Source organism: Porphyrobacter sp. GA68 (assembly GCF_022605525.1).
Lineage (GTDB): Bacteria > Pseudomonadota > Alphaproteobacteria > Sphingomonadales > Sphingomonadaceae > Qipengyuania_B.
Genome location: NZ_JAKQYJ010000001.1, coordinates 678,514 through 701,357, shown reverse-complemented (window position 1 = coordinate 701,357; position 22,844 = coordinate 678,514). Strand labels below are relative to the sequence as shown.

General features: G+C 62.6%; 23 protein-coding genes and 1 pseudogene. 19 read left to right on the top strand and 5 right to left on the bottom strand.

Annotated features, from left to right (window positions below):
* Positions 1-9: 9 nt before the first annotated feature.
* Positions 10-210 (bottom strand): DUF1192 domain-containing protein, encoded by a 201-nt coding sequence (locus LHJ54_RS03425; RefSeq protein WP_228242535.1) that lies wholly within the window; start codon positions 208-210, stop codon positions 10-12.
* A 108-nt stretch (positions 211-318) separates the two neighbouring features.
* On the opposite strand from LHJ54_RS03425, the gene LHJ54_RS03420 reads away from it, so the two are divergent.
* The 12 genes from LHJ54_RS03420 (at position 319) to wecB (LHJ54_RS03365) (ending at position 11,136) form a co-directional block, all read left to right on the top strand.
* Entirely contained in the window at positions 319-1,332 is a 1,014-nt protein-coding gene (locus LHJ54_RS03420) for an NAD(P)H-quinone oxidoreductase (protein WP_228242534.1), read from the top strand.
* A 105-nt stretch (positions 1,333-1,437) separates the two neighbouring features.
* Entirely contained in the window at positions 1,438-2,139 is a 702-nt protein-coding gene (locus tag LHJ54_RS03415) for a DUF1013 domain-containing protein (protein WP_228242533.1), read from the top strand.
* A 66-nt stretch (positions 2,140-2,205) separates the two neighbouring features.
* Positions 2,206-3,912, top strand: a complete 1,707-nt coding sequence (locus LHJ54_RS03410; protein WP_228242532.1) for a long-chain fatty acid--CoA ligase — start codon at positions 2,206-2,208, stop codon at positions 3,910-3,912.
* An 11-nt stretch (positions 3,913-3,923) separates the two neighbouring features.
* Positions 3,924-4,571 carry a nicotinate-nucleotide adenylyltransferase gene (locus tag LHJ54_RS03405; RefSeq protein ID WP_228242531.1) on the top strand — a complete coding sequence of 216 codons (648 nt, stop codon included), beginning with the start codon at positions 3,924-3,926 and terminating at the stop codon, positions 4,569-4,571.
* A 69-nt stretch (positions 4,572-4,640) separates the two neighbouring features.
* Positions 4,641-5,060: a ribosome silencing factor gene (gene rsfS, locus LHJ54_RS03400; protein WP_228242530.1), complete on the top strand. Its 420-nt coding sequence runs from the start codon at positions 4,641-4,643 to the stop codon at positions 5,058-5,060.
* Positions 5,061-5,125: 65 nt separating this feature from the next.
* Positions 5,126-5,551, top strand: a complete 426-nt coding sequence (locus LHJ54_RS03395; protein ID WP_228242529.1) for a 23S rRNA (pseudouridine(1915)-N(3))-methyltransferase RlmH — start codon at positions 5,126-5,128, stop codon at positions 5,549-5,551.
* A 48-nt stretch (positions 5,552-5,599) separates the two neighbouring features.
* Complete coding sequence (locus LHJ54_RS03390; protein ID WP_228242528.1) at positions 5,600-6,832, top strand: murein hydrolase activator EnvC; 1,233 nt, start codon at positions 5,600-5,602, stop codon at positions 6,830-6,832.
* A 74-nt stretch (positions 6,833-6,906) separates the two neighbouring features.
* Complete coding sequence (locus LHJ54_RS03385; RefSeq protein WP_228242527.1) at positions 6,907-8,244, top strand: S41 family peptidase; 1,338 nt, start codon at positions 6,907-6,909, stop codon at positions 8,242-8,244.
* 40 nt (positions 8,245-8,284) lie between these two features.
* Positions 8,285-8,746: a disulfide bond formation protein B gene (locus LHJ54_RS03380; protein ID WP_228244283.1), complete on the top strand. Its 462-nt coding sequence runs from the start codon at positions 8,285-8,287 to the stop codon at positions 8,744-8,746.
* 25 nt (positions 8,747-8,771) lie between these two features.
* Entirely contained in the window at positions 8,772-9,269 is a 498-nt protein-coding gene (locus LHJ54_RS03375; protein ID WP_228244282.1) for a demethoxyubiquinone hydroxylase family protein, read from the top strand.
* A 67-nt stretch (positions 9,270-9,336) separates the two neighbouring features.
* On the top strand, positions 9,337-9,903 hold the full coding sequence (locus LHJ54_RS03370; protein WP_228242526.1) for a hypothetical protein: 567 nt from the start codon (positions 9,337-9,339) through the stop codon (positions 9,901-9,903).
* Between the two features lie 69 nt (positions 9,904-9,972).
* The gene (gene wecB / locus LHJ54_RS03365; protein WP_228242525.1) at positions 9,973-11,136 is read left to right on the top strand and encodes a non-hydrolyzing UDP-N-acetylglucosamine 2-epimerase; all 1,164 of its coding nucleotides are present in this window, start codon (positions 9,973-9,975) and stop codon (positions 11,134-11,136) included.
* A gap of 33 nt (positions 11,137-11,169) precedes the next feature.
* Here wecB (LHJ54_RS03365) and LHJ54_RS03360 read toward each other — a convergent pair whose 3' ends face one another.
* Positions 11,170-12,132, bottom strand: coding sequence for a UDP-glucuronic acid decarboxylase family protein (locus LHJ54_RS03360; protein ID WP_373457048.1), 963 nt, complete (start codon positions 12,130-12,132; stop codon positions 11,170-11,172).
* Between the two features lie 715 nt (positions 12,133-12,847).
* Here LHJ54_RS03360 and LHJ54_RS03355 point away from each other — a divergent pair.
* Entirely contained in the window at positions 12,848-14,026 is a 1,179-nt protein-coding gene (locus LHJ54_RS03355) for a DegT/DnrJ/EryC1/StrS aminotransferase family protein (RefSeq protein ID WP_228242523.1), read from the top strand.
* A gap of 190 nt (positions 14,027-14,216) precedes the next feature.
* Here the strand turns inward: LHJ54_RS03355 and LHJ54_RS03350 are convergent, their stop codons facing one another.
* Complete coding sequence (locus tag LHJ54_RS03350; RefSeq protein ID WP_228242522.1) at positions 14,217-14,414, bottom strand: hypothetical protein; 198 nt, start codon at positions 14,412-14,414, stop codon at positions 14,217-14,219.
* A 340-nt stretch (positions 14,415-14,754) separates the two neighbouring features.
* Here LHJ54_RS03350 and LHJ54_RS03345 point away from each other — a divergent pair, with 340 nt between their 5' ends.
* Positions 14,755-15,897, top strand: a complete 1,143-nt coding sequence (locus LHJ54_RS03345; protein ID WP_228242521.1) for a glycosyltransferase family 4 protein — start codon at positions 14,755-14,757, stop codon at positions 15,895-15,897.
* Positions 15,894-16,757 carry a glycosyltransferase gene (locus tag LHJ54_RS03340; RefSeq protein WP_228242520.1) on the top strand — a complete coding sequence of 288 codons (864 nt, stop codon included), beginning with the start codon at positions 15,894-15,896 and terminating at the stop codon, positions 16,755-16,757. Before LHJ54_RS03345 ends, LHJ54_RS03340 begins: the two co-directional genes overlap by 4 nt.
* Positions 16,758-16,766: 9 nt before the next feature.
* On the opposite strand, the gene LHJ54_RS03335 is transcribed toward LHJ54_RS03340, so the two are convergent.
* On the bottom strand, positions 16,767-18,059 hold the full coding sequence (locus tag LHJ54_RS03335) for an EpsG family protein (protein ID WP_228242519.1): 1,293 nt from the start codon (positions 18,057-18,059) through the stop codon (positions 16,767-16,769).
* Between the two features lie 178 nt (positions 18,060-18,237).
* Between LHJ54_RS03335 and wecB (LHJ54_RS03330) the strand changes: the two genes are divergently transcribed.
* The 4 genes from wecB (LHJ54_RS03330) to LHJ54_RS03315 are packed head-to-tail and all read left to right on the top strand — an operon-like array spanning position 18,238 to position 22,120.
* Positions 18,238-19,353, top strand: a complete 1,116-nt coding sequence (gene wecB, locus LHJ54_RS03330) for a non-hydrolyzing UDP-N-acetylglucosamine 2-epimerase (protein ID WP_228242518.1) — start codon at positions 18,238-18,240, stop codon at positions 19,351-19,353.
* A 19-nt stretch (positions 19,354-19,372) separates the two neighbouring features.
* Positions 19,373-20,698 (top strand): hypothetical protein, encoded by a 1,326-nt coding sequence (locus LHJ54_RS03325; protein WP_228242517.1) that lies wholly within the window; start codon positions 19,373-19,375, stop codon positions 20,696-20,698.
* Positions 20,695-21,774, top strand: coding sequence for a glycosyltransferase (locus LHJ54_RS03320; RefSeq protein ID WP_228242516.1), 1,080 nt, complete (start codon positions 20,695-20,697; stop codon positions 21,772-21,774). The genes LHJ54_RS03325 and LHJ54_RS03320 overlap by 4 nt, the downstream gene beginning before the upstream one ends.
* On the top strand, positions 21,761-22,120 hold the full coding sequence (locus LHJ54_RS03315) for a hypothetical protein (RefSeq protein ID WP_228242515.1): 360 nt from the start codon (positions 21,761-21,763) through the stop codon (positions 22,118-22,120). The genes LHJ54_RS03320 and LHJ54_RS03315 overlap by 14 nt, the downstream gene beginning before the upstream one ends.
* A gap of 65 nt (positions 22,121-22,185) precedes the next feature.
* On the opposite strand, the pseudogene LHJ54_RS12755 reads toward LHJ54_RS03315, so the two are convergent.
* Positions 22,186-22,798 (bottom strand): annotated as a pseudogene (locus LHJ54_RS12755) (integrase core domain-containing protein); the annotation flags it as partial.
* Positions 22,799-22,844: the final 46 nt, after the last annotated feature.

Here is a 22,844-nt window from a genome sequence, read left to right as displayed (position 1 = left end):
TCGCCACGTTCAGCCAGCTTTGCCGAACAAGGCATCGGCGGCGCTGCGGTGGCTGGCGGCCTTGGCGCGGTGCGTCTCTACCCGATCGATCTCCGCCTTGAGCAGGGCTATCCGCGCATCCAGTTCCGCGAGGGAGTATGGCGCCAGATCCTCGGTCGCAAGGCGGCTGGCGGCATCTCCGCTGGGTCGGGGCCGGTCGTCTTCGTCCATGCCGTCACTCCTGCATCGCTCCCCAACTTCGCCGATCCATCGCCTTGCTGTCAATCCAGCGGCTCGATAGTAGGCCGGTGCGCGACAGTTGCGGCAGGGGGAGCGAAAATGACTAAACTGCCGGACACGATGATGGCCGTGACACAGGAGACCACCGGGTCCGCAGCGGTGCTGCGACCGGCGGATGTGCCGGTGCCCCGGCCCGGCCCCGGCGAAGTGTTGATCAGGGTGGCTGCGGCGGGCGTGAACCGGCCCGATGTCCTCCAGCGGCAGGGGTTGTACCCGCCACCACCCGGTGCCTCGCCGATCCTGGGCCTTGAGGTCGCGGGGGTGGTGGTTGCGGCCGGTGACGAAACCGCGCCGGGCATTGTTGGTCAGCGTGTCTGCGCCCTGCTGAGCGGCGGCGGATATGCGCAATACGCCGTGGCGGACGCGCGGCACTGCCTCCCGGTGGGGCCCGATCGCGACCTGACACAGGCAGCGGCCATTCCGGAGACTCTTTTCACAGTCTGGCACAACGTGTTTCAACGCGGCCTCGCCCGCGATGGAGAGGTGCTGCTAGTCCATGGCGGCACCAGCGGCATCGGGACGATGGCAACCATGCTGGGCAAGGCGTTCGGTCTCACGGTGGTGACGACCTGCGGCAGTGCCGACAAATGCGCCGAAAGCCGTCGCATCGGCGCTGATCTGTCGATCAATTACCGTGAACAGGATTTCGTCGAGGAGATCAGGACGTTCACCAGAGACAGGGGTGCCGATATCGTGCTCGATATGGTGTCAGGCGATTATGTCGCTCGCAACCTGGACTGCCTCGCGACTGATGGTCGGCATGTGACCATTGCGGTGCTTGGCGGGGCAGCGGCGAACATCAACATGGCCCGGGTCATGGTGAAGCGGCACACGCTCACCGGCTCCACTCTCCGGCCGCGATCGAGTGACTTCAAGGCCGAACTGGCTGCGGAGATCACGCGCGAGGTATGGCCCTTGTTCGAAAGCGGTGAACTCGCTCCGGTGCTCGACCGCACGTTCCCGCTCGCACAAGCGGGGGCGGCACACGCCCGCATGGAAGCAGGCGAGCACATCGGCAAAATCGTGCTGGAGGTCGCTGCCGAGGAGAGGTAATCGCTTGCTCCGAGGCGTCGGCTTGCCTACATGAATGGGGCGTACGGCCACTCCGGGAAGGGGTGGCCCTTCTTTTATACCGCACCGACGCGAAAGACTTTGACGATGGCCAATCAATCCACCCCGCTGATGCCGCATGCGACCGCCACCTGGCTGGTCGACAACACCGGCCTCACCTTCGAACAGATCGCCGAATTCTGCGGCATCCACATCCTCGAAGTGCAGGCGATGGCCGATGATCTGGCGGGCAGCAAGTACATGGGCCGCGATCCGGTACATGCCGGCGAACTCACCCAGGAGGAAATCGAACGGGGCCAGGATGACAGCCAATACCGCCTCAAGATGAACCGCGCTCCCATCGCGGTAAGCCGGACCAAGGGCGCGCGGTACACCCCGGTGTCCAAGCGGCAGGACAAACCCGACGGTATTGCCTGGTTGCTGCGCAACCATCCGGAACTGTCCGACGCCCAGATCTCCAAGCTGATCGGCACGACCCGCACCACGATCGCCGCTATTCGCGAGCGTAGCCACTGGAACATCGCCAATATCCAGCCCAAGGACCCCGTAACACTCGGGCTGTGTTCACAGCGCGAACTGGACGCCACCGTGGCCAAGGCGGCGAAGCGGGCCGGCACCGATGGCGAGGTGAGAGAGCCGCTTGACCGCTCGGGCGATCGGGAGAGGCTGATCGAGGAGCTTCGCGCCGAGCGCGTCGCGGCGGGACAGGCTGCGGCGGAAGCGGCTCAGGAGGCCGAAGCCTCGGCTTGGCTCGCGAACCGCCGGATGGACGAGGGGCAGGCGGGCTGACGTTCAGCCCGACCGAAAGGGCCGCTTGCGCTTGCGCGGCATCACAGTTTCCTGCATCCGTTCGGGATGAGCCATCAGAAAGCTTTTCCTGCTGATCCGAAGGCAGCAGACGCGCCTTACCACCATCCCACCCCGTGGGATCAGCCGATTGCCCGCACGACGCTGACCGCCTTGTTTGCACGCGCGGTCGAGCAGGGCGGCGAACGGCCGCTGGCGGAGTTCATGGGGGCCCGGTATTCCTACGCGCAGCTTCATGAAGAGGCGCAGCGGTTCGCCGCCGGCCTGCGGTCGGCGGGTGTCGCCCAGGGGGACCGCGTGGGCCTGTTCCTGCCCAACGTGCCGGTCTACATCGCCGCCTATTACGGGGCGATGATGGCGGGAGCGGTGGTGGTCAACTTCTCTCCGCTGTACACCGTGGAAGAACTCGCCGCGCAGGTTGAGAATTCCGGAACCCGGTTGCTGGTCACGCTGGACGTCGCGGCGCTTCTGCCAACTGCGGTGAAGGTGCTGGACGCCTCTGCGCTGGAAACACTCGTTGTGGCCCGCCTGGCCGAGGCGCTGCCGTCGGTGAAGGGATGGATGCTCCAGACTTTCGGCAGAAAACGGCTGGCGCCAGTACCGCAAAGGGCCGACGTGCAGCATTGGGCCGGCTTCCTGGGACGAGCAGCGGACGCGCCCGATGGAGACGTCAGCCCCGATACCCTTGCCCTTCTGCAATACACCGGTGGCACGACGGGCCGGCCCAAGGGGGCGATGCTGACCCACGCCAATCTTGCGGCGAACGCCCTGCAAGTCGACGCCATCGACCCGTCATCCCGGGCTGAGCGCGACATCATCGTCGGCGGTCTGCCGATGTTTCACGTATTCGCCAACACCTGCGTCCTGAACCGGACGGTGGTGCGTGGCGGCACGATCGTTCTCCTCGCGCGATTCACTGCCGCAGAGGCCCTGAAGGCGATTACGGAACATCGCGCGACGGCCTTTCCCGGGGTGCCCACGATGTACCAGGCGCTGCTCGATCATCCCCGCTGCCGCAAGACGGATTTTTCCTCGCTCAAGATCTGCGTATCGGGTGGGGCTCCCTTGTCGGACAAGCTGGCCGAAAGCTTCGAGGAGTGTTCCGGGGTTCGTCTGGTTGAAGGCTACGGTCTGACCGAGAGTTCGGGCGTAATATCGGCCAATCCGTACCAGGGTATGCGCAAGCCGGGAACCATTGGACAGCTGCTGCCGCAAACCCGCGCCATCCTGCTCGACAAGGAGGATCCGGGCAAGCTGGCGGCGGAGGGAGAGCCGGGCGAACTCGCGCTGGCGGGGCCGCAGATCATGCAGGGCTATTGGAACCGGCCCGACTCTCGCGAACATACTTTCGCTCGGCACTTCGACCAGGACTGGCTGCGTACCGGTGACGTGGCGGTGATCGACGAAGACGGCTTTCTCGCGATTGTGGATCGCATCAAGGACATGATCGCAGTGGGCGGCTTCAAGGTCTTTCCCAGCCAGATCGAGGACGTGCTGCTGCGCCACCCGGCCGTAAAGGAGGCGCTGGTGATCGGAGTGCCCGATCCGTACCATGGTGAAATGCCGCGCGCCTATGTCAGCCTGATGGACGGGCACGCGACCGCGCGCGAAGCGGAGCTGACCGAATGGCTGAACGGCCAGGTGGGCAAGCACGAACGGGTACAAGGCGTCGTGATCCGGGATGAACTGCCCAAGACGCTGATCGGCAAGCTCGATCGCAAGGCGTTGCGCGCAGAGCTGGGGCAGCAGGCCTAGCCGCGCCGGGCATGAAGGTCGGCCTGCTCGGCGGCAGCTTCAATCCCGCCCATGGCGGTCATCGACGCATCAGCCGGTTCGCCGCAGCGGCACTGGGATTGGACGAGGTCTGGTGGCTGGTGTCGCCGGGCAATCCGCTGAAGCCGCAAGCTGGCATGGCTCCGCAGGCGGCGCGAATGGCGAGCGCGATGGCGCAAGCGCGGCGGGCGTCCATTCGCGTGACCGGGATCGAGCGCGAACTTGGCACCCGCTACACGGCGGATACGCTCCATGCCCTTGTCCGCATGTTCCCCAAACATCGGTTCCTGTGGATCATGGGTGCCGACAATCTCGCCCAGTTGCACCGCTGGCGGGACTGGCGGGGAATTGCCCGCACGATGCCGATTGCAGTGGTGGCGCGACCGGGCTACGATACTGCAGCCTTCGTGAGCCCCGCGATGGCTTGGCTGCGGCGGTATCGTGTCCTGCCCGGCCAATTTCGCACGCAGGGGCGATGGAGTGCCCCGGCACTGGTGATGCTGCGCTTCGATCCCGACCCGCGTTCGGCCACTGCCGTCCGGCTGACCAATCCTGATTGGGCAAATGCGCTCGGGCGCGGCGCAGTGCGCGATCAGGTGACACGCAGACTTGTAGCCCCCGCCGAGGGCCGGACGCTTTGATGCTGATGCCGCTGTCGTCTATCCTGCTGCCACGCTTGAAAAAATCAGAAAGGAGCGCATCTTCCGCCAATGACCCAGGCGTCCACCAACGCGGCCGACGCGGCCGCACTTCCCTCCGGCCTTACGATGCCGACTGACGGGGAGCACCCACTGCTGCGGCTGGTACTCGGCCAGCTGGATGACGACCAGGCGCAGGAAGTCATCACCATACCGCTTGCGGGCAAGAGCTCGATCGCCGACCACATGGTCATCGCGTCCGGCCGTTCGACCCGGCAGGTGGCCGCGATGGCGCAGAAGCTGGCAGAGAAGATCAAGGGTTCCGGCCATGGCCCCGTTCGGCTGGAAGGATTGCCTGCGGCCGACTGGGTGCTGCTCGATGCGGGCGACGTCATCGTGCACCTGTTCCGGCCTGAGGTCCGCTCGTTCTACAATCTGGAGCGAATGTGGGCGATCGGCGACGCTCCTCCGCTGGCGGCCGGCACTGCCTGACGCAAAGACCTGCCCTGCCATGACCGGCGTTGCGCAACCCGCATCCCTGGGGCAGGGAAGACGCCATGCTGCTCCACATCGTTGCGCGTGGGAAAATAGGCCGCTCGCCGGAAGGTGAGCTGGTCCAGCGCTATGCCAAGCGAATTGTCTGGCCAACCCTGATAACGGAACTGCCAGACGAGGGCGGCAAGATGCCGCCCCCGCGGCAGAGTCCCGCGCGCCAGGTGCTGCTGGACGAGCGCGGCCGGTCGTTGTCCTCGGATGAGTTTGCGCAGTTGCTGGGGCAGTGGCGCGATGTCGGCGTGCGCGAGGCGCAATTTCATATCGGTGCGGCAGACGGACACCCGACGGAACAGCGCGACCAGGCCGATCTGCTCCTGTCGTTCGGCCCCGCAACCTGGCCGCACCTGATGGTTCGCGCCATGTTGACGGAACAGCTATACCGGGCCGTGAGCATCCTGGCCGGCCACCCTTATCACCGGGCGGGCTGAGTGGCTGCGCCGCCCATTCTCAGACGCTGGCGTGGAGTTGCACCCGTCATGGCGGTGATCACGCTCCTGGTTCTGGCAGTGGGCAGTCTGCTCCTCCTCCGGCCCTCTCCCGAATTTCCTGGCGATGACGAACTGGCGCCTGCCGAGGTTCAGTCCGCGCTTGCTGCCGCGCAGCAGGCGGCACGCGCGGCCGCGGCGCAGAGCGAGCAGCTGGAAGCCCAGGCGGCAAGCGCCGGAGCAGCGCAGGAGCGGGCCGAACTGCGCCTGGCCGTTCTGGCCGCCCAGTTGCAGGAGGCGGAGGCGCAAGCAAGCCTTGGCGAAGCGCGCGTCGCCGCGCTGGAGCGGCAGCGCGAGCGTACCCTCCGCCGGCTCGCGGCAGAACGTGAGCCGTTGGCGCGCCTGAGCGCTGGCCTTCAACACATGGCGCTCCGCCCACCAGTGCTGGCGGCCCTGCAGCCGGGGTCCGTCCGGCAAACCGTGTATCTGCGGGCTGTCCTGACGCAGGCCGCGCCAGCCATCGCCAGGCGGACCGACGGAGTGCAGCAGGCATTGCGGCGCAATGATGAACTCGCCACGCGGCAACGGCAGCAAATGGCGATCCTTAAGCGGGACTTGGCAGAGATTGCCGCCAAGCGTGAGGAGGTGCGGGTCGCGGTAGCCCGGTACACCGCCCAGCATTCGCGCGTTTCTGTTCTTGCCAAGCAGCAGGCGCAGCGGGCGGCCGATCTGATGCTGCGCACCCGCGACCTGGGAGAGGTGGCCCGCGAACTGGATCGAGAGGCAACCCTGCGGGCGCAGCTCGCCGCGCTGCCGGGTCCGGTGATGCGGCCTGCTTCAGCCGCAGGAACGCCTTCAGCGGCTCAGCGGGAATCCGCCTCGGCCGCCAGCCGCCAGCCAGCGTCGCAGCCTTTCAACCTGCGCCTGCCGGTCGTTGGACAAGTCACCGGCGGCTTTGGCGAACAGGATGCAAGCGGTCTGCCGCGCACGGGACTGACCATGAGAGTTCGTCCCGGCGCGCTGGTGATTGCGCCGCTCACCGGACGAGTCGTTTTTGCCGGACCCTTCGACGGCTATGGGCGGGTGGTGATCTTCGAGCATGCCGACGGCTCCACAGTTCTTCTCACAGGTCTCGCAGCACTCGATGTCGCGGCGGGGCAGTCCGTGGTAGTCGGAACCCCCGTCGGAACAGCAGGGCAGCAGAGGCCGGAGATCGCCATGGAACTGCGCCGGCAGGGGCGGCCCACCAATCCCCTGCCCCTGATTCTGAATGCGCGCGATTAATTGCCGCGGCTAAGCTGGCATTAAGGGCGGTCCGGCTTTATATTCGGCGTCAAGCTACGGGACTTTCTCTGAACATGCAGTTTTTCGCCCTCGTCCGCTCAGCTGCCCTTGTGACGGCGATGGCCATGATCCCTGCAACCACTGCGGGCCTTGCCACGGTGGACGGCAGGGCCGGGCCGGAATTCGCTAAGCTGTTCGCCGCCTATGAACGGATCAAGGCAAGCTATGTCGAACAGGTCGATGACGAGAAGCTGATCCGCGGTGCGATCGACGGGATGCTCGCCAGCCTGGACCCCCATTCCGCCTATCTGGACGGCTCCGACCTGCAGCGGTTGGAGACGATGATCGACGGCAATTACTCAGGGCTTGGCTTATCGGTCGTGCAGGAAGACGGCGCCGTCAAAGTCATCTCACCCTTCCGCGGCAGCCCGGCGGAAACCGCCGGGATCAAGGCAGGCGATTTCATCACGCATCTTGATGGCAGGCTGATCTATGGCGGCGAACTGGACGATGCGGTCGGTCAGATGAGGGGACCGGCCGGCACGTCGATCAGGCTGACGATTTTTCGACCCGGGCGGTCGGAGCCGTTCGACGTAACGGTGACTCGCGGCGTAATCGATCTTGAGCCCGTGACCGGCGAACTGATGGACGGTAACATCGCGGTGATTACCGTGAACGAGTTTTCGCGCGACGTGGGTGCCGATGTGCTGCAGACGTGGCGCACTCTGCAGACCGAAGCGGCGGGGCGCGTACGGGGCATCGTGCTTGATCTGCGTTCCAACCCCGGCGGCTCGCTTGACGAGGCGGTCGCGTTGAGCGACCTGTTCCTCGACAAGGGTCAGATTGTCTCCCAGCGCGGGCGTGCCAGAGGAGAGAGCATCTCGTACAACGCGGAAACCGTCTTCCGCGGTCAGATCGCCGCCGGGGTGCCGATGATCGTGTTGATTGACGCGGGCTCGGCCTCCGCCTCCGAAATCGTCGCGGGCGCGTTGCAGGACCACCGGCGGGCAATCGTCATGGGGCAACGCAGCTTCGGGAAGGGCAGTGTGCAGACGCTCCTGCCCCTGGGCCGCGACGCGGCGCTTAAGCTGACAACGGCCCGCTATTACACGCCCGCGGGGAAGTCGGTTCAGGAGGGCGGGATCAAGCCCGACATTGCCGTTCCCCAGCTCAGCGACCCAGACCTTGCTGCACGAACGAAATACGCCGTGCGCGAGGCCGACCTGCGCGGACATCTCATCAACGAACTCGGCATCAAGGATGACCTGCTCGAAGAGGACGGCACCGCCGATCCGCGTTTTCAGCAGACCGCCGAAGAACTGAAAGCGAAGGGCATCGAGGATTTCCAGCTAAGCTATGCGCTGGACACCTTGCGCCGGACAGCGACAGCCAAAGTTGCGCAGCGCAACTGACCCGGCGTTGCCTGCCGGCCACGCGCCGGTTAGCACCGGGGTGGCGCGCGGGCGCTGGGCGCAGGTGATTGCCCTGTGCGTGCCAGCCGGACTGCTCGCCGGGGCATACATCAGCGAGTTGGGCTTTGGCCTCTATCCGTGCCAGATGTGCTGGTGGCAGCGCTGGCCCCACTTCGCCGCGGTTGGGCTGGCTGCCCTGGCCTTTGTGTTGCCGGCTGCGCGCCTCTGGACCCTGCTGGCAGCGCTGAGCATTTTGGTATCAGGGGTGATCGGCGGCTTCCACGCCGGTGTCGAGTATGGATGGTGGCAGGGCATCACCGGCTGCGCAGGTGTAGCGACGGGCGGAGCTGACCCGCTTGAAGCTGTTATCAACACGCCTCTGATACGCTGCGACCGGGCACCTTGGGCATTTTTGGGCGTATCATTGGCAGGATGGAACTTCTTGATCTCGACGGGGGCCGCGGCGACAATTGTGTGGCTGCTGACGCGGAAGGGCAGATGACGTGAGGCAAGCGGAGATCGAACGCATGATCCGGGTCGATCAGGCGGGGGAGTTCGGAGCGACCCGGATCTATGCTGGTCAGTTGGCGGTGATGGGTGACCGCGCCCCCGATTCTGCTGAAATCAGGCATATGGCGGCGCAGGAAGCGGAGCACCGGGCGCAGTTTGACGCGTTGATGACGCGGCGCGGGGTTCGACCGACAGCGTTGCAGCCGCTCTGGTCTGTCGCCGGCTACGCGCTTGGCGCCGCAACTGCGCTGATCGGACCGGAAGCGGCGATGGCGTGCACCGCAGCTGTCGAAGAGGAGATCGACCGCCATTATTCCGAGCAGCTGGACCGGTTGCAGGATAGCGGCGCGGATCCTGAACTCGCGGAACTGATCGAAAAGTTTCGCGAGGAAGAGCGGGAACACCGCGACACGGCGTTGGCGTCGGGCGCTGAACGTGCTCCCGCTTACCAGCTCCTGTCTGGCGCAATCCGGCTTGGCTGCCGCGCCGCCATAAAACTGTCGGAGAGGATCTGATGCAACTGCTTCACACGGCATTCACCAGCATTGGGGCGACAATGGGCGCCATAGCAACGAGGTCATCATGATACCCCGACTCACACCTCTGGCTCTGGTAATCGCCGCCGTCGCTTCACCGGCGCTGGCCCAGGACGCCGATACTGCGGTGAACATCGTCTATATCACCGAAGACGAGCAATGTCCGGCATCGACCGAAGACGTGATAACCGTGTGCGGCATCCTGGAGGAGCAGTACCGCATTCCCCGCAGCCTGCGGCAAACCACCGGGCCCGGCACAGCGTCCTGGGCCGGCCGCGTGCGCGAGTTCCAGACGGTGGGAGAATCCGGTATCATGTCGTGCTCTCCAGCCGGCGCTGGCGGGTTCACCGGTTGCACGCAGGATCTGATTGCCAGAGCCTATGCGGACCGCGCCAATGCCCCCAGCCAGCGGTTTGGCCAGATCATTGAGGCGGCCAGAGCGGAACGGCTCGGGACGATCGATGCTGCGGCGGCTGCAGAGCAGGAGCGGGTCGAGCAGATCGAGCGCGAATATGCAGCGCGGCTCGAGCGGGAGCGGCTGGGCGGCGATACCGCAGCGCCCTCGAACAGCACCGCCTACCCACCGCCGCGGATTATCCTTCCTGAAGAGTGATCAGCCAAGGCGCTGATTGCGCGCGCTATTTGGGTTGCAGTCAAGCGGTGCCGGCTTTAGCGGGCCGCGATGCACAACCGTCCTGTCGTACTGATCGTGCTGGGTACCCGGCCCGAGGCGATCAAGCTGTTCCCCCTGATAAGACGGTTGAATGGCGACGGGCGCTTTGAGGTCAGGGTTTGCCACTCTGGCCAGCATTCGACCCTGGCCGATCCCATCCTGCAGCTCACCGGCGTGACGGTCGACCACGCTTGCGCGGCGATGGCGCCGGGACAATCGCTTGACCAGCTGACCGTGGCGGCGATGATGGCAATAGGCGCGGTCTGCGACCGGGAGCGGCCTGACTGGGTGATCGTCCAAGGCGACACCACCACCGCCTTGGTCGGTGCGCTGGCGGCACACTACCGCAAGATACCGGTGCTGCATGTTGAGGCAGGGTTGCGGAGCGGCGACAGTCATCACCCGTGGCCGGAGGAAGCCAACCGGCGCATGATCAGCGTGATTGCTGCACGGCACTGCGCCCCGACCCCGTCGGCGGCCGAAGCGCTGACGCGGGAAGGTGTTGCACCCGCCGCGGTGTCCGTGACCGGTAATACTGGCATCGACGCATTGCGCTGGATGGCCGCCGAACTCGAGCGTCAGCCCCACCTGGCGCAGCGCATGGCGGCGCTGGAGCAGCGCTTTGCAGGCAAACGGGTCATCGCGCTGACCCTGCACCGACGTGAAAACATCGGTTCCGGCATCGCCAGCGTCGCGGCCGCCGTGAAGCAGTTGGCGCGGAGGGAGGGCGTGGCCTTCATCTGCCCCTGCCACCCCAACCCGCTCGTCCAAGATGTTCTACGCGAGCACCTGGAAGGCTTGCCCAATGTCGCGCTGGTCGAACCGTTGGGTTATCCCGACTTCATCCGGCTGCTGGCGGCGGCGCACATTGTCCTGACCGACAGCGGCGGCGTGCAGGAGGAAGCCCCGACTTTCGGAACGCCCGTTCTGGTCCTGCGCAACACGACGGAGCGAGCAGAGGGTGTGGCGGCGGGCACGGCCCGGCTGATCGGCACTGATCCGCAACGCATTGTGCACGAAGTTTCCCTGCTCCTCGCAGATCAGGATGCGCATGCCGCGATGGCGCGGGCGGGCAACCCTTATGGCGACGGGTGTGCAAGCGAGCGCATCGCTAACCTCCTGGCAGACGAGGTTCTGAAGGCGAAATCTGGAAGCCTCAGCTTGCCTCAGTAAAACCGGACGGCGTCGACTGACCAAGCGACCCGGTCAGGCGGCGATTGCCTGCCGGAAGTACGCGATTGTCCGGTCCAGTCCTTCGTCGAGCTCCACTTTCGGCTGCCAGCCAAGTTGCTGCCTCGCCACGGTGATGTCGGGCTGACGCTGCATCGGGTCGTCCTGCGGTAGGGGCTGTTCGATCAGGCGCGAACTCCCGCCAACCTTGGAGAGAACCTTTTCGGCAAGCTCGCGAATCGTGAATTCGTTGGGATTGCCGATGTTGATCGGTCCGTGAATATCGGGACCCGCGTCCATGAAAGAGAGAAACCCGGCGACAAGATCGTCGACATAGCAGAACGAGCGGGTCTGTTGCCCGTCACCATAAATCGTGATGTCCTCTCCGCGCAGCGCCTGCACGATGAAATTGGATACCACGCGCCCGTCGCCCGCATTCATGCGGGGCCCGTAGGTGTTGAATATCCGCGCCACCTTGATGTCGAGGCCATGCTGCCGGTGGTAGTCGAAAAACAGGGTTTCCGCACAGCGTTTGCCCTCATCGTAGCATGAGCGGATGCCGATCGGGTTCACGTTCCCCCAATATTCCTCGACCTGCGGGTGCACCGCCGGGTCGCCATAAACCTCGCTGGTTGATGCCTGGAAGATCGGTGCCTTCAGCCGCTTGGCAAGGCCGAGCATGTTGATGGCGCCCAGGACACTGGTCTTGGTCGTTTGTACCGGGTCATGTTGATAATGCACGGGCGATGCCGGGCAAGCGAGGTTGTAGATTACATCCGCCTCCACATACAGCGGAAAGCAGACATCATGGCGCAGGAACTCGAACCTCGCCTCATGCCGGAGATGCTCGACATTGCGCTTGTCCCCGGTGAACAGATTGTCGACGCAGATCACTTCGTGACCCCGTTCGATAAGCCGGTCGATCAGATGCGAGCCGAGAAACCCGGCCCCTCCGGTGACGAGCGCGCGAGTATGGCGGGTCCGAGAGTTGGTCAACAAGTGCTCCATGGTTGGCGGTTGGCCGGCTCCTTAGGTCAGAACGATGCCGGAGCGAAGAGGCAATCTGTAGCTTCGACTTCGAGATCCGGGTAGTGAAAGCCGTTTTGAAAGGAATTGAGCGGCTGAGGTGCTCTGATGCTAGCTTTGCCGGCAGCCCCCATCTGAAGCACTTCGTGGCCAAATAGTTTCGCCGCAACTCGCATCGTAGGAAGGTCAGCAATCCTCTATTCAGCGCCGCACAACCCCATCTTCCGGCATCTGCTTTTGAGGCAAAATAGTCATTCCAAAACACTGGAGAAGCGGGTCCACTCCCCTGCGCGCGGGAAAGGAACAGTAGTTAGGCGGATCGTGCCGGGCAGCGCGTCCCCGCCCGCCAAGTGGGCAGCAACGTCAGACCCCCGCTGCGCGTATAGCTCGCGAGTACAATCTGGCACGGCAGCAAGCGCGCAAGTCCTCGCGAGCGCGGTAACAACCCAATGCGTGCTGTGTTTGCTGCAAGCACCACCTGGCGGTAATCCACTGGGTGCTGGCGGTCCCTACCGCGAATAGCAACGAGCACTGGCCGCACGAGTCAAGGACGCAGCTATTTCGGTACCGTGAACAAAACGCTGGATTTTGATCTGTGCAGCGCGCAGGGCAATCCGTGCTTCCGGGCTGCTCGCCTCTGCCTGTACCGGACATATCAGCCCCACGCACGCACAAAGAAGAGTACGATATGAACGTGATCGAGAAGAGCGTCTGGCCGCAATTCACGGAAGAGGAAGCCCAGGCCGTGGCAGATATCGTCCGGTCAAACCAAGTAAACTACTGGACTGGTCAAGTCAGCCGCGCATTCGAGCGGGAGTTTGCGAACTGGGTGGGCAGCGCCTACGCCGTGGCGCTTGCCAATGGCACACTGGCTCTTGATGTTGCACTAAAGGCGCTGGGCATCGCGGCAGGTGACGAGGTCATCGTAACGCCGCGTACCTTCATCGCGTCTGTTTCGTGCGTGGTGAATGCAGGTGCGGTGCCAGTGTTCGCGGACGTTGAACGCGACAGCGGCAACATCAGCCCGGCCACCATTGCCCCTCTCATCACCGAGCGAACTCGCGCGATCATCCCGGTTCATCTGGCCGGCTGGCCATGCGACATGGATGGGATCATGGCGCTGGCGGCCCAGCACGATCTGGCTGTAATCGAGGATTGCGCTCAAGCACACGGCGCAATGGTGGGTGCGCGGAGGGTCGGCAGCATCGGCCACGTTGGGGCTTGGTCATTCTGCCAGGACAAAATCATGACTACTGGCGGCGAAGGCGGCATGGTAACGACCAACGACGGCGCGCTGTGGTCGAGTATGTGGTCTTTCAAGGACCACGGCAAGAGCTGGGAGGCAATGTACGAATGCGAACATGCTCCCGGCTTTCGTTGGGTACACGAAAGCTTCGGCACAAATTGGCGGATGCTAGAGATGCAGGCGGCTATCGGCCGCATCCAGCTTGGCCGCATGGCGGAATGGACTGATCGCCGCACCGCGATTGCAGCTCGCCTTACCGAGGCACTGGCGCATCATCCAGAAGTCGTCCGGGTACCTACTCCAGCGGCAGGCCTCCGCCATGCATATTATCGTCTCTATGCTTACGTTCGACCAGAAGGGCTGGCGGAAGGTTGGTCGCGCGACCGGATCGTAAGTTCATTACGCGAAGCGGAGGTGCAGGTTCTGCACGGCACCTGCCCTGAAGTATATTTGGAGAAGGCTTTTGAGGGCACTCCTTGGCGTCCGAAAGAGCGGCTACCTAACGCGCGCGAGTTGGGCGAAACGAGCCTCATGTTCCTGACTCACCCTACCATGGGAGATGCTGAACTCGACCGTGCAGTAGGTGCAATCGACCGGGTCCTCTCTTCCGCTTTGGGATGAGTGACATCTATGGAAGGGAAACTCTCTCTCAGTTCATGGACATCCGGCGCCCGGACGGATGAGCGGGCGTCTAGTCGCCTCGGCTCTGTTGCAAAGCTGAACTCGTGGCGTGCGAAGCCTATAGCCGCCATCCTGCTGTCTGGCGTCAGGCGGCCGGCGGCCTCCTGAAGCCGCGCACTTGCCGGATCAGTTACCTTAGCTTGCCGAGGTCAGCGCTCACGATGTTGTTGAGGCACTTGGCTTGGTGGTGGCCAGTATCGGCCGTTATCTTGCCTTCCTTCTTCAGTTCGGCGACTGCCACGCCATAGCTCGGCGCTTGTCCCTTTTGATGAAATGAGGCTGCTGCCGGGATTTGAACACCGCATCCGCCATCGCTCACTTCCTTCACCAATCGCCAGTCGCCAATCCTGCAGTCGCGCGGAACTTAGCCACAGAGCTGTCACGCCGAAAGGGAGCAACCCAACGTATGCGACGATGCGTGCAGGAATGGACAAAGTGGTCGCCGTGGGACTAGTTGACGTACCAGGGTTGCTTTGTCGCCAAACCATTTCTGTCTTGCCTGGAATACCGCGAAAGAAGACCGCAATTTGACGACAACAGGCCATCCTTTTACCCGGCAATCCCGTTGACGACTTGAAGGCAGTTTTAATCAACATGTTCGTTTCGCGGATCATTGGCAAGCCGCAGCCCGGCAGAACGGATTTCGTACTCATGACAGTCGGTCCGACATGAAGATCGCCGTCATATCAAATTTTGCGGAGTCGCTGATCCGGTTTCGCGGCCCCCTGTTGCGGCTCCTCGTCGAGCGCGGACATGTGGTTCACGCGCTGGCACCGAGTTATTCGACAGAGCAGCGGGAGGAACTCGCCGCGTTGGGGGTTGTGCCCGCGACTTATAGGATCGAACGGACCGGACTAAATCCGCTGTCCGACTTGCAGGCGCTGCGGGATCTCACCGTGTGGCTGCGCCGCGAGCGCCCGGACGCAAGCCTGACCTATTTCATCAAACCGAACATATACGGCGGCCTCGCCGCGGCGATCGCGCGTGTCCCGCGCCGCGTGGCTATGGTGGAAGGGCTGGGTTACCTGTTCACCGACGTCGGTCACGAAGGTATCAAGAAGCGATTGGCGCGTCGCTTGGCCATCATCTTGCTGAGAATTGCACTAGGTCGTGCGCATCGGGTGCTGTTCCTTAACCCCGACGATCGTACCGAGTTTGTCGAACGAGGAATTGTGTCGCCTGTCAACGCCCGGCTTCTGGGCGGTATCGGAGTTGATCTGTCCTACTACGATGTCGCGCCTTTGCCAGATGGTCCTCCATCATTTCTCATGATTGGCCGCCTGTTGCGCGAGAAGGGTGTTCGCGAATTTGTGACTGCGGCGCGGATGGTGCGCAAGGACTTCCCGATGACCCGCTTTCAACTTGTCGGCGGGACCGATTCTAATCCCAGCGGAATTCCAGCTGACGAAGTCCGTGCCTTCACCGCCGACGGCACCGTCGAATGGCTGGGCGAGATGCTCGATGTTCGTCCGGCAATCGCCGACTGTTCCGTATATGTGCTGCCCTCCTATCGTGAAGGCGTGCCGCGAAGCACGCAGGAGGCGATGGCAATGGGGCGTCCGGTAGTCACCACCGACGTCGCGGGGTGTCGTGAGACGGTGATTTGCGGCGTGAATGGCTTTTTCGCTCAGCCGCGCGATGCTGCTAGTCTGGCGGATGCCATGCGCAAGTTCTGCGTCGATCCCGCGATCATCCCGGCGATGGGTCGCGAAAGTCGCCGGATGGCGGAGGAACTCTTTGACCAAGTCAAGGTGAACGAACGGATCTACCAGACCATGATCGCCCCACTGACGCCGGAGATACTGCAGTGACCTTAGCCGATCACTGGGTTACCCACGGCAATCGAATGGTGTTCTGCCGCGTGCGCGATCAGCGCCCAAAGAATGCATCACGTCCCAAGATCCTCGTGGTTTTGCCATGCTACAACGCGCAACGCTGGATCGAGCCGTGTCTAGCGGCACTGGCTCGCAATGCCGAGCCGCACGACATCCTGCTAGTCGAGGACGGGGGCGCGCCGTTGGAACGGCTGCCTGCCCTCGACAATCTCATCCATTGCCGGATGGAAAGCAACATCGGACTGATCGGCATTTTGAACTTTGCCGCGCGCTTCGCGCTGAACGAAGGGTATGCGTTCTACGCTCGCCAAGATGCAGATGATTTCAGCACTGCCGACCGGCTGGCGTTGCAACTCGCCAAGGCTGATGCCAGCGAAGCCGACCTGACGGTCAGCGGCGTCCGTGTGGTTGACGGCGACGGCAAGTGGCTTTGGGACGTATCAGGTGATCTTCCCGCAGATCTCATTGCGGCCCTGGCCGTGCGCAACATCTTCGTCCATTCGACGTGGTTCTTGCGAACGTCCGTGTTCACTAAAATCGGTTGCTATGACGAACGATATGTCGGCGCCGAAGACTATGAGTTCCTGCAACGCATCGCCCGCAACGGGACGGTGGCCAGCGTGACGCAGCCGCTCGTGGAATATCGCGTGCACGGTGGGTCGGTCCTGGCGTCGTCAAACCGGCCGGCGCGGACTACCGCAAGGGTTGTGTTGCGGTACTTTTCCTTCCGCCGGCCCGCGTCGTACAAAGGGTTGGTACGCAGCATGGCGGCGGCAATCGTGCCGCGCAATGTCAAGGCGGCCGTTCGCAAACGCTTCTCGCAAAGCGGAGCCTAGTTCCAGGCATCAGAATCTTCCGATGAGTCCTCCCGACCAGAACAGGGGCGTGTATCCATACCATCCAAACACAAACTGCGAGATGGCGACGGCTGCTAAGGCTGCGACAATCATCGCCCGAAATTGCTTCATCGCAGGGGATGCCGCTATGATCAGCAGAAACAACGGGATTGTCAGGTAAGCGTAATAGGCTAGGCGGTCGGCATAAACCAGATAGCTCATTGCGTAGAACGGGATGGTTAACGTCGTATAGAACAGGGCAAACGTGCTGAGATCATCCTGCGGCACCTTCGAACGACTTCGCAGTATGCGGAAGCCGTAATACAACAACATCGGAAGCAGCAGGAACAATGCCCAGTCCGGGCGGTTGCCCGAACCGACACCAGTGTTCATGATGTTGATGAGATCGGCAGCGGACGCTTCTTCAATATCATACCGCTGAAACAACGAAATGCGGGAGGTGAACGGGCGCAGCGGATCAAGGCCGAGGAAATTGGCCGCGAACAGTGTCAAGTTGAAAATCCATATCGTCGCGAGCAGCCGGTCGCGACGACGCACCAGCGTGAGGAACTGAAAAAGGAAAACGATCGCCGCCGAGGAGTGGATAGACATGGCGACCACGCCAATCAGCGCGCAGATCAGATGCGCCCGGCCAAGTGAACGGGGCTGGGCAAGCAGCAGGCTGATGCCGATCAGCACCAATCCACCGGCCAGAAACTGCCGGGTGATGTTGAGGACCCCGCTCCAGAAGGCGAAATAGCCCAGTCCGCAGCACAGCAGGATTGGAAAATATGCCTCGCGCTTCAGTGCCGAGAGGACGCGAAGAAATCCCAGCAGCGTGATCGTGACGCACAAGACCAGAAACGTCGGGAAATCAACGAACGATCGGCATAGCGCGATCAGGGTCAAGAAGCCTACTTCGTAATCGGTGTAGGAAAACAGCCCCGGCGTATAGTACAGCAAATAATAGTTGAGCCGATCGGTGACCGGCAGCCCCTCTATTTCCGCGTTGGGCAGGGGGGCAATGATGCACCAGCACAGGATTACGCAGCAGATGACGATCGGGATCGTTGCGTAGCCGATAAAGTAGCGCTGGCTTTGCGATGCCGCCCAAGCCAACACGAAGGCAATTACAAATGGGACGATCAACCCGAAATAGGCACCCGAAAACGCGATAGCGGCCGATTGCAGGATCAGTGCCGCCGCCATGGCGATGAAGATACAGATTTGCTGAGCGGCCTCGTCGCCCTTCGACTGTGTTGTCGGGGCGAGAATGGCGGGTCTGACAAGTTCCGGAGACATGATGCCACCTATCGTAAACCCGATGCTTGCGGCAAGGGGCGCCTAGCGCTTGCTCCGTGTCGGTTGTGCCGGCTTTCTCCCGTTCGACAGGGCCGCTTCGCATGATGATTATATTGCCGCTGCCGCCTCTTGTATGCGGGCCGTCACTCGCTAACGCGGCTCACGAAGGGAGTGTTCGATGAAAGTGATGAGCATCTTTGGGACGCGGCCAGAAGCAATAAAGCTGGCACCCGTCATCCGTGCATTCGAATTGGAGCCCGGCGTTGAACATATAACCTGTGTCACTGGCCAACATCGCGAGATGCTCGATCAGGTGCTGGATTTGTTCAGGATCCGGCCGGCGTTCGATCTCGACGTCATGCGCCCCCGGCAGCAACTTTCCGCACTTTCCGCGAACGTCTTGCAGACCGTGGACGAGGTGCTGGCCGAGACCAACCCGGACTGGGTTATTGTGCAGGGCGACACCACATCCGCGTTCGCCGCAGGGTTGGCCGCCTTTCATCGCAAGATCAAAGTGGCGCATGTTGAGGCAGGGTTGCGGACCGGGAACATCATGTCGCCTTGGCCCGAGGAGATGAATCGGCGGCTGTTGACCCCGATCACGACCCTTCACTTTCCACCAACCCTGCGCTCGCAGGCCAACCTGTTGGCTGAGAACGTCAGTCCGGATAAGATCGTCGTCACCGGAAATACGGTGATCGACGCGTTGTACAGCATCGTCGACCGACTTCATCGGGAACCGGCGCTTCGCGAACGCGCGGGGCAGGGCATGCCATTCCTGAACGACGAACGCCGCCTGGTGCTCGTCACCGGCCACCGCCGCGAGAATTTCGGACAAGGGCTGCGCCAGATCTGTATTGCAATCAAGGGGCTGGCGGAACGCAGCGACGTCGACATCATCTATCCAGTACATCTCAACCCCTCCGTTCAGGAAGTCGTCCGCGAGATGCTTGGTGATGCTCCGAACGTTCATCTCACTCCGCCGCTTGAATATCTCTCCTTGGTCTATCTCCTGAAGCACGCCTATATCGTCATCACAGATTCAGGGGGCATCCAAGAAGAGGCGCCTGCGCTCGACAAACCGGTGCTGGTGACGCGCGACTCCACCGAGCGGCCCGAGGCCGTGGACGCGGGCAGCGCGCGCCTGGTCGGACCGTCGGCGGATCGCCTGCTCACTGAGGCCAACCGCCTGCTGGACGATCCGACAGCTTATTCCGACATGATAAAGGGCAGCAGTCCCTATGGCGATGGGCAAGCTGCCCGCCGGATCGTAGAACGGATAATGGCCGAATGATGCGGCGGATCGGGCGGTAGTGACGCTCGTCTCGTTCGTTGAGCAGTGGATGCAGGGATTGCCGCGCCGCCTGCTCGCCAAGCTGACGGCTCCCGGTTCGTTGATCCAGGGCACTATGCTGTCCGTCGTCGGTGCTGGCGGCAACCGGATCCTGCAAATTGGCGCGCTGCTTGTGGTGGCGCACCGGTTCGGGCCGAGCGGTCTTGCGACGGTTTCGGCGGTGCTCCTGTGGAGCAGCATCCTTGGACTGGCGATTGCGCCCGGCTTCTCGCTGCCGCTGACCGGGGTCATTGCGGGCGCGCGGGCGCGTGGCGAACGCGGCACCTTTCCGACCCTGTTTCTGCTGGTGGCAGCTATCGCGGCGGTGATCGTTGTAACAGCCGTTGTATGGCTCTCCGCCGGGATCACTGCGCCCGGGCTAGACCCGGCACAATTCGCCACATTGCTGGCGGTGATGGCATCAGGCTTTTGCATTCAAGCGGTGACCTTGGCAGGGCTAATCGCAGAGCGCGCCTATTGGCAGGCCATGCTGAGCAGCCTTCTGCTAGGCGCGGGGCAGATGGTTGCGGTCCTGGTCGCCGCCGATCCGCAGACAGCAACGATCTGCGCGGCCGGAAGCGCGATACTGGTCGGTGCCTTGTCGGCGGTCATGCTGCTCCGGCAAACCTTTGCCAAGGATCGGCGCACAACCGCGCGTTTTACGCAATGGCGCGTCATGCTCGGACGTATCCCACCATCGCTCATCGGCTCATCGGTGGTAGAGCCGACCAATCTGATCGTGCTGACCTATATCTTCGCTGCGGCACCCACGCCAATCAATACGTCGGTCATTACCGTCGCGCAGCAATGGCTCAGCCTGCTGCTCTTCATTCCCGCCATCCTGAACCAAATCATCCTGCCCCATCTGATGCACCAGGTCGAAAGCGGGAACCTTGTCGCCTTTCGTCAGCAGGCGTGGCGTATCGTCGCCTTAAATTTCGCGCTGACCCTGGTGCCCGCCATCGGGCTGATGGTCATGACACCGCTTCTTCTCTCAGCCTATCAACTGATCGGGACCGAATACCCGTTTGTCTTGCTGCTGTGCGCGGGGTGGTTCAGCGCGCTGGCATTTCCTTTCGGAACCGTGCTGATCGCGCTTGGCCATTTCAAGTTCAACGCGTTCGGCAACATCTTCTGGTGCGCGGTGTTTCTGACTGCATCACTGCTGCTCATGGATCGATCAACCGACGGGTTTGCCGAGGCGCGATTATTCGCCTACTCCGCCTTCCTCCTTTTCGTTTCGGTTGCGACCTTTGTCAGGCTCAGGCGATTGACTCCAATTGCCAGCGGCGCGGGAACGTCATGAAGATAAGCATCTGGTCCTATGCCAACCTTGAACGTGTCTATGGCGTGGCGTTCTCGCTGGCACGTTTCCTGCGCGGGCAGGGGCACGACGTGCAGGTCCTATACGTGGGCGAAGCGGACAAGCGGTTCGTCGACAGCAACGGCATCGCGATCCAGTCGATCTGTTCGCCGGTCAGGAGCGGGTTAAAGCGCGCGCTGACGTTCTGGCGCGGTGTCTGGCGCGCGCGCGACCGGTCAGATGCGATCGTGATGATAGGAACGCGCTCTGCAATTCTTTCCTGGCCCTTCTGGTTCTTGCGGCGGGGCAGGACAATCGTCTTCGCATATGAACTGGACGGCGACGGCCGACTTGAAGCTGCTGCCAATCGGCTGTTGCGCACGGTGGACAACGTCGTCGAGGTCAACCACCATCGAGCCCGCCTGCGCGCGGTGCTCGCGCGCCGGCCTGCCGCCGTTATCCGCAACGTACCTGATCGCGAGACGACGGACCAGATACTGGCGTTGCGCGCCGTGCCGCGCCCGCCGAACCCGCACAAGATCATGTATGGCGGCCTGATTGCGCACTATCAGGGGATCGACCTTCTGGTGCGCGCTTTCGCGCGGTCGGATGCGCGCGAGCTCGAACTGATCGGCAACCACGAGGATCCAGCCTATCTCGACATGCTGCGCGCGATATCGCTGCCGGCAGACAAGCGGCTGATAATCAATGGCCCTTTACCGCGCCCGGTTCTGTTGCAGCGGCTCTGGAGCGAGGCAGCGGCGCTCGTATGTCTGTACCCGTACCAGCTTATCAAGGGTCGGATGAACCGGTTGAATACCAAGTATGCCGAGCCGACGAAATATTATGAATATGTTCTGCTAGGTTTGCCTTTCGTGACCTTCCGCCATCCCAGTCTGCCGCAAAGTGAGGACGGCATCTTCGTCGTCGCACAGGGTCAGGACGCGATTGCCCAAGGGCTCAATTGCGCGCTGGCCTGTTCCCGGGCGCGAGACGGGCGACCCTTCACGAGAACTGGCGGCTGTTCGACCTATGAAGAGGAGCTGGCCACAATCCTGCCGCTGCTTGATCGTAGGTAGACCCAGCCCTGACGATCGCGTCGACCTGCCAGATGCGATAACGATCCGTGGGCGCGTCGATCCACAGATTGTCGCTGCACTGGCCGACCATGGCATAACATCGCAACGAAACCGGTTCGGTGATTGTCGCGCATGCGCCGCCGAGAGCGCCACGATCAGCGGAATAAACGGTGATGCCATGGCGTTAATCCTGCTTATCAATTGCCTCAATTCCGTCGAACGCTACGGTAGTGTCTCTCAAAGGGCGGCCGGTCTCGGCATCGACCGAATAGAAGAGAAGCGATGCGTCGCCGGTGGTCTGCCCTTCTGGATCGGAAGGAAAGCATTGCTCGGCCTGATGGTTTAGCGGCAGGTGACCTGCCCCGCTGATCTTGTGGTCGTAACGAGACTCTTCCTGTTTGATATTCCTGCCGGTGTTCGGTTCTCGAGGGATGAGTGCGGTCGGATGGCGTTGTCGGCGTAGGGCCAGACCGCCAGCTTTCGCCGGGCATGGGCCAGGGTGCCGAACGGCTATCTATTGCGCAGCTTGTCCCTCAGCTATCCGTTGAACGTGTCAATGAACGCGTTCTGCTGCGGCTTACCCCGATCGTTGTAGTGTCACTCAACCCGGTTCTCGCTTGCCGACTTCAGGATTCCCAGGCTCGTAAATTCCGTCCCACTATAGCTGACGGCGCAGGGAGGTTTGCCATTGAGCCGCACCAGCGTGTCAGGCTACCGGGAAATCCGAGCGCCAGAAATGCTGTTGTTGCCGAGTAAGCACAAGCTCTCCCGGCAGGCATCGTCATTAATCGTCAGTATACGGAGCCTGCGGGAAGCGCCGAAGGCTTCGGCCACAAAGTTCATGCATTCGCGGTTGTTCGGACGCAGCGGGCAGGCATGAGTGTCCGGCTGCCGCGTCCGGCTTGCGACCGCACCGCCGCCGCACCGAAAAACCCTCTTTACGATAACGCCTGTAGAGCTTCTTGTGGTTCATCCCGTGTCCCTTGCGTTCATGCATCACGCCGACGCGCCGGAAGTCGAACCGGCCGGATCTGCGCTCTTCCATGAAGTGGGTCAGGATGCTACTGGCC

What these genes read in the sequence shown, in the direction of transcription:
- LHJ54_RS03410 (WP_228242532.1), top strand. Translation starts at nt 2,206, where the DNA reads ATGAGCCATCAGAAAGCTTTTCCTGCTGATCCGAAGGCAGCAGACGCG.
- LHJ54_RS03405 (WP_228242531.1), top strand. Translation starts at nt 3,924, where the DNA reads ATGAAGGTCGGCCTGCTCGGCGGCAGCTTCAATCCCGCCCATGGCGGT.
- LHJ54_RS03385 (WP_228242527.1), top strand. Translation starts at nt 6,907, where the DNA reads ATGCAGTTTTTCGCCCTCGTCCGCTCAGCTGCCCTTGTGACGGCGATG.
- rsfS (WP_228242530.1), top strand. Translation starts at nt 4,641, where the DNA reads ATGACCCAGGCGTCCACCAACGCGGCCGACGCGGCCGCACTTCCCTCC.
- LHJ54_RS03370 (WP_228242526.1), top strand. Translation starts at nt 9,337, where the DNA reads ATGATACCCCGACTCACACCTCTGGCTCTGGTAATCGCCGCCGTCGCT.
- wecB (WP_228242518.1), top strand. Translation starts at nt 18,238, where the DNA reads ATGAAAGTGATGAGCATCTTTGGGACGCGGCCAGAAGCAATAAAGCTG.
- LHJ54_RS03415 (WP_228242533.1), top strand. Translation starts at nt 1,438, where the DNA reads ATGGCCAATCAATCCACCCCGCTGATGCCGCATGCGACCGCCACCTGG.
- LHJ54_RS03425 (WP_228242535.1), bottom strand. Translation starts at nt 210, where the DNA reads ATGGACGAAGACGACCGGCCCCGACCCAGCGGAGATGCCGCCAGCCGC.
- LHJ54_RS03390 (WP_228242528.1), top strand. Translation starts at nt 5,600, where the DNA reads ATGGCGGTGATCACGCTCCTGGTTCTGGCAGTGGGCAGTCTGCTCCTC.
- LHJ54_RS03355 (WP_228242523.1), top strand. Translation starts at nt 12,848, where the DNA reads ATGAACGTGATCGAGAAGAGCGTCTGGCCGCAATTCACGGAAGAGGAA.
- wecB (WP_228242525.1), top strand. Translation starts at nt 9,973, where the DNA reads ATGCACAACCGTCCTGTCGTACTGATCGTGCTGGGTACCCGGCCCGAG.
- LHJ54_RS03320 (WP_228242516.1), top strand. Translation starts at nt 20,695, where the DNA reads ATGAAGATAAGCATCTGGTCCTATGCCAACCTTGAACGTGTCTATGGC.
- LHJ54_RS03375 (WP_228244282.1), top strand. Translation starts at nt 8,772, where the DNA reads ATGATCCGGGTCGATCAGGCGGGGGAGTTCGGAGCGACCCGGATCTAT.
- LHJ54_RS03345 (WP_228242521.1), top strand. Translation starts at nt 14,755, where the DNA reads ATGAAGATCGCCGTCATATCAAATTTTGCGGAGTCGCTGATCCGGTTT.
- LHJ54_RS03420 (WP_228242534.1), top strand. Translation starts at nt 319, where the DNA reads ATGACTAAACTGCCGGACACGATGATGGCCGTGACACAGGAGACCACC.
- LHJ54_RS03395 (WP_228242529.1), top strand. Translation starts at nt 5,126, where the DNA reads ATGCTGCTCCACATCGTTGCGCGTGGGAAAATAGGCCGCTCGCCGGAA.
- LHJ54_RS03335 (WP_228242519.1), bottom strand. Translation starts at nt 18,059, where the DNA reads ATGTCTCCGGAACTTGTCAGACCCGCCATTCTCGCCCCGACAACACAG.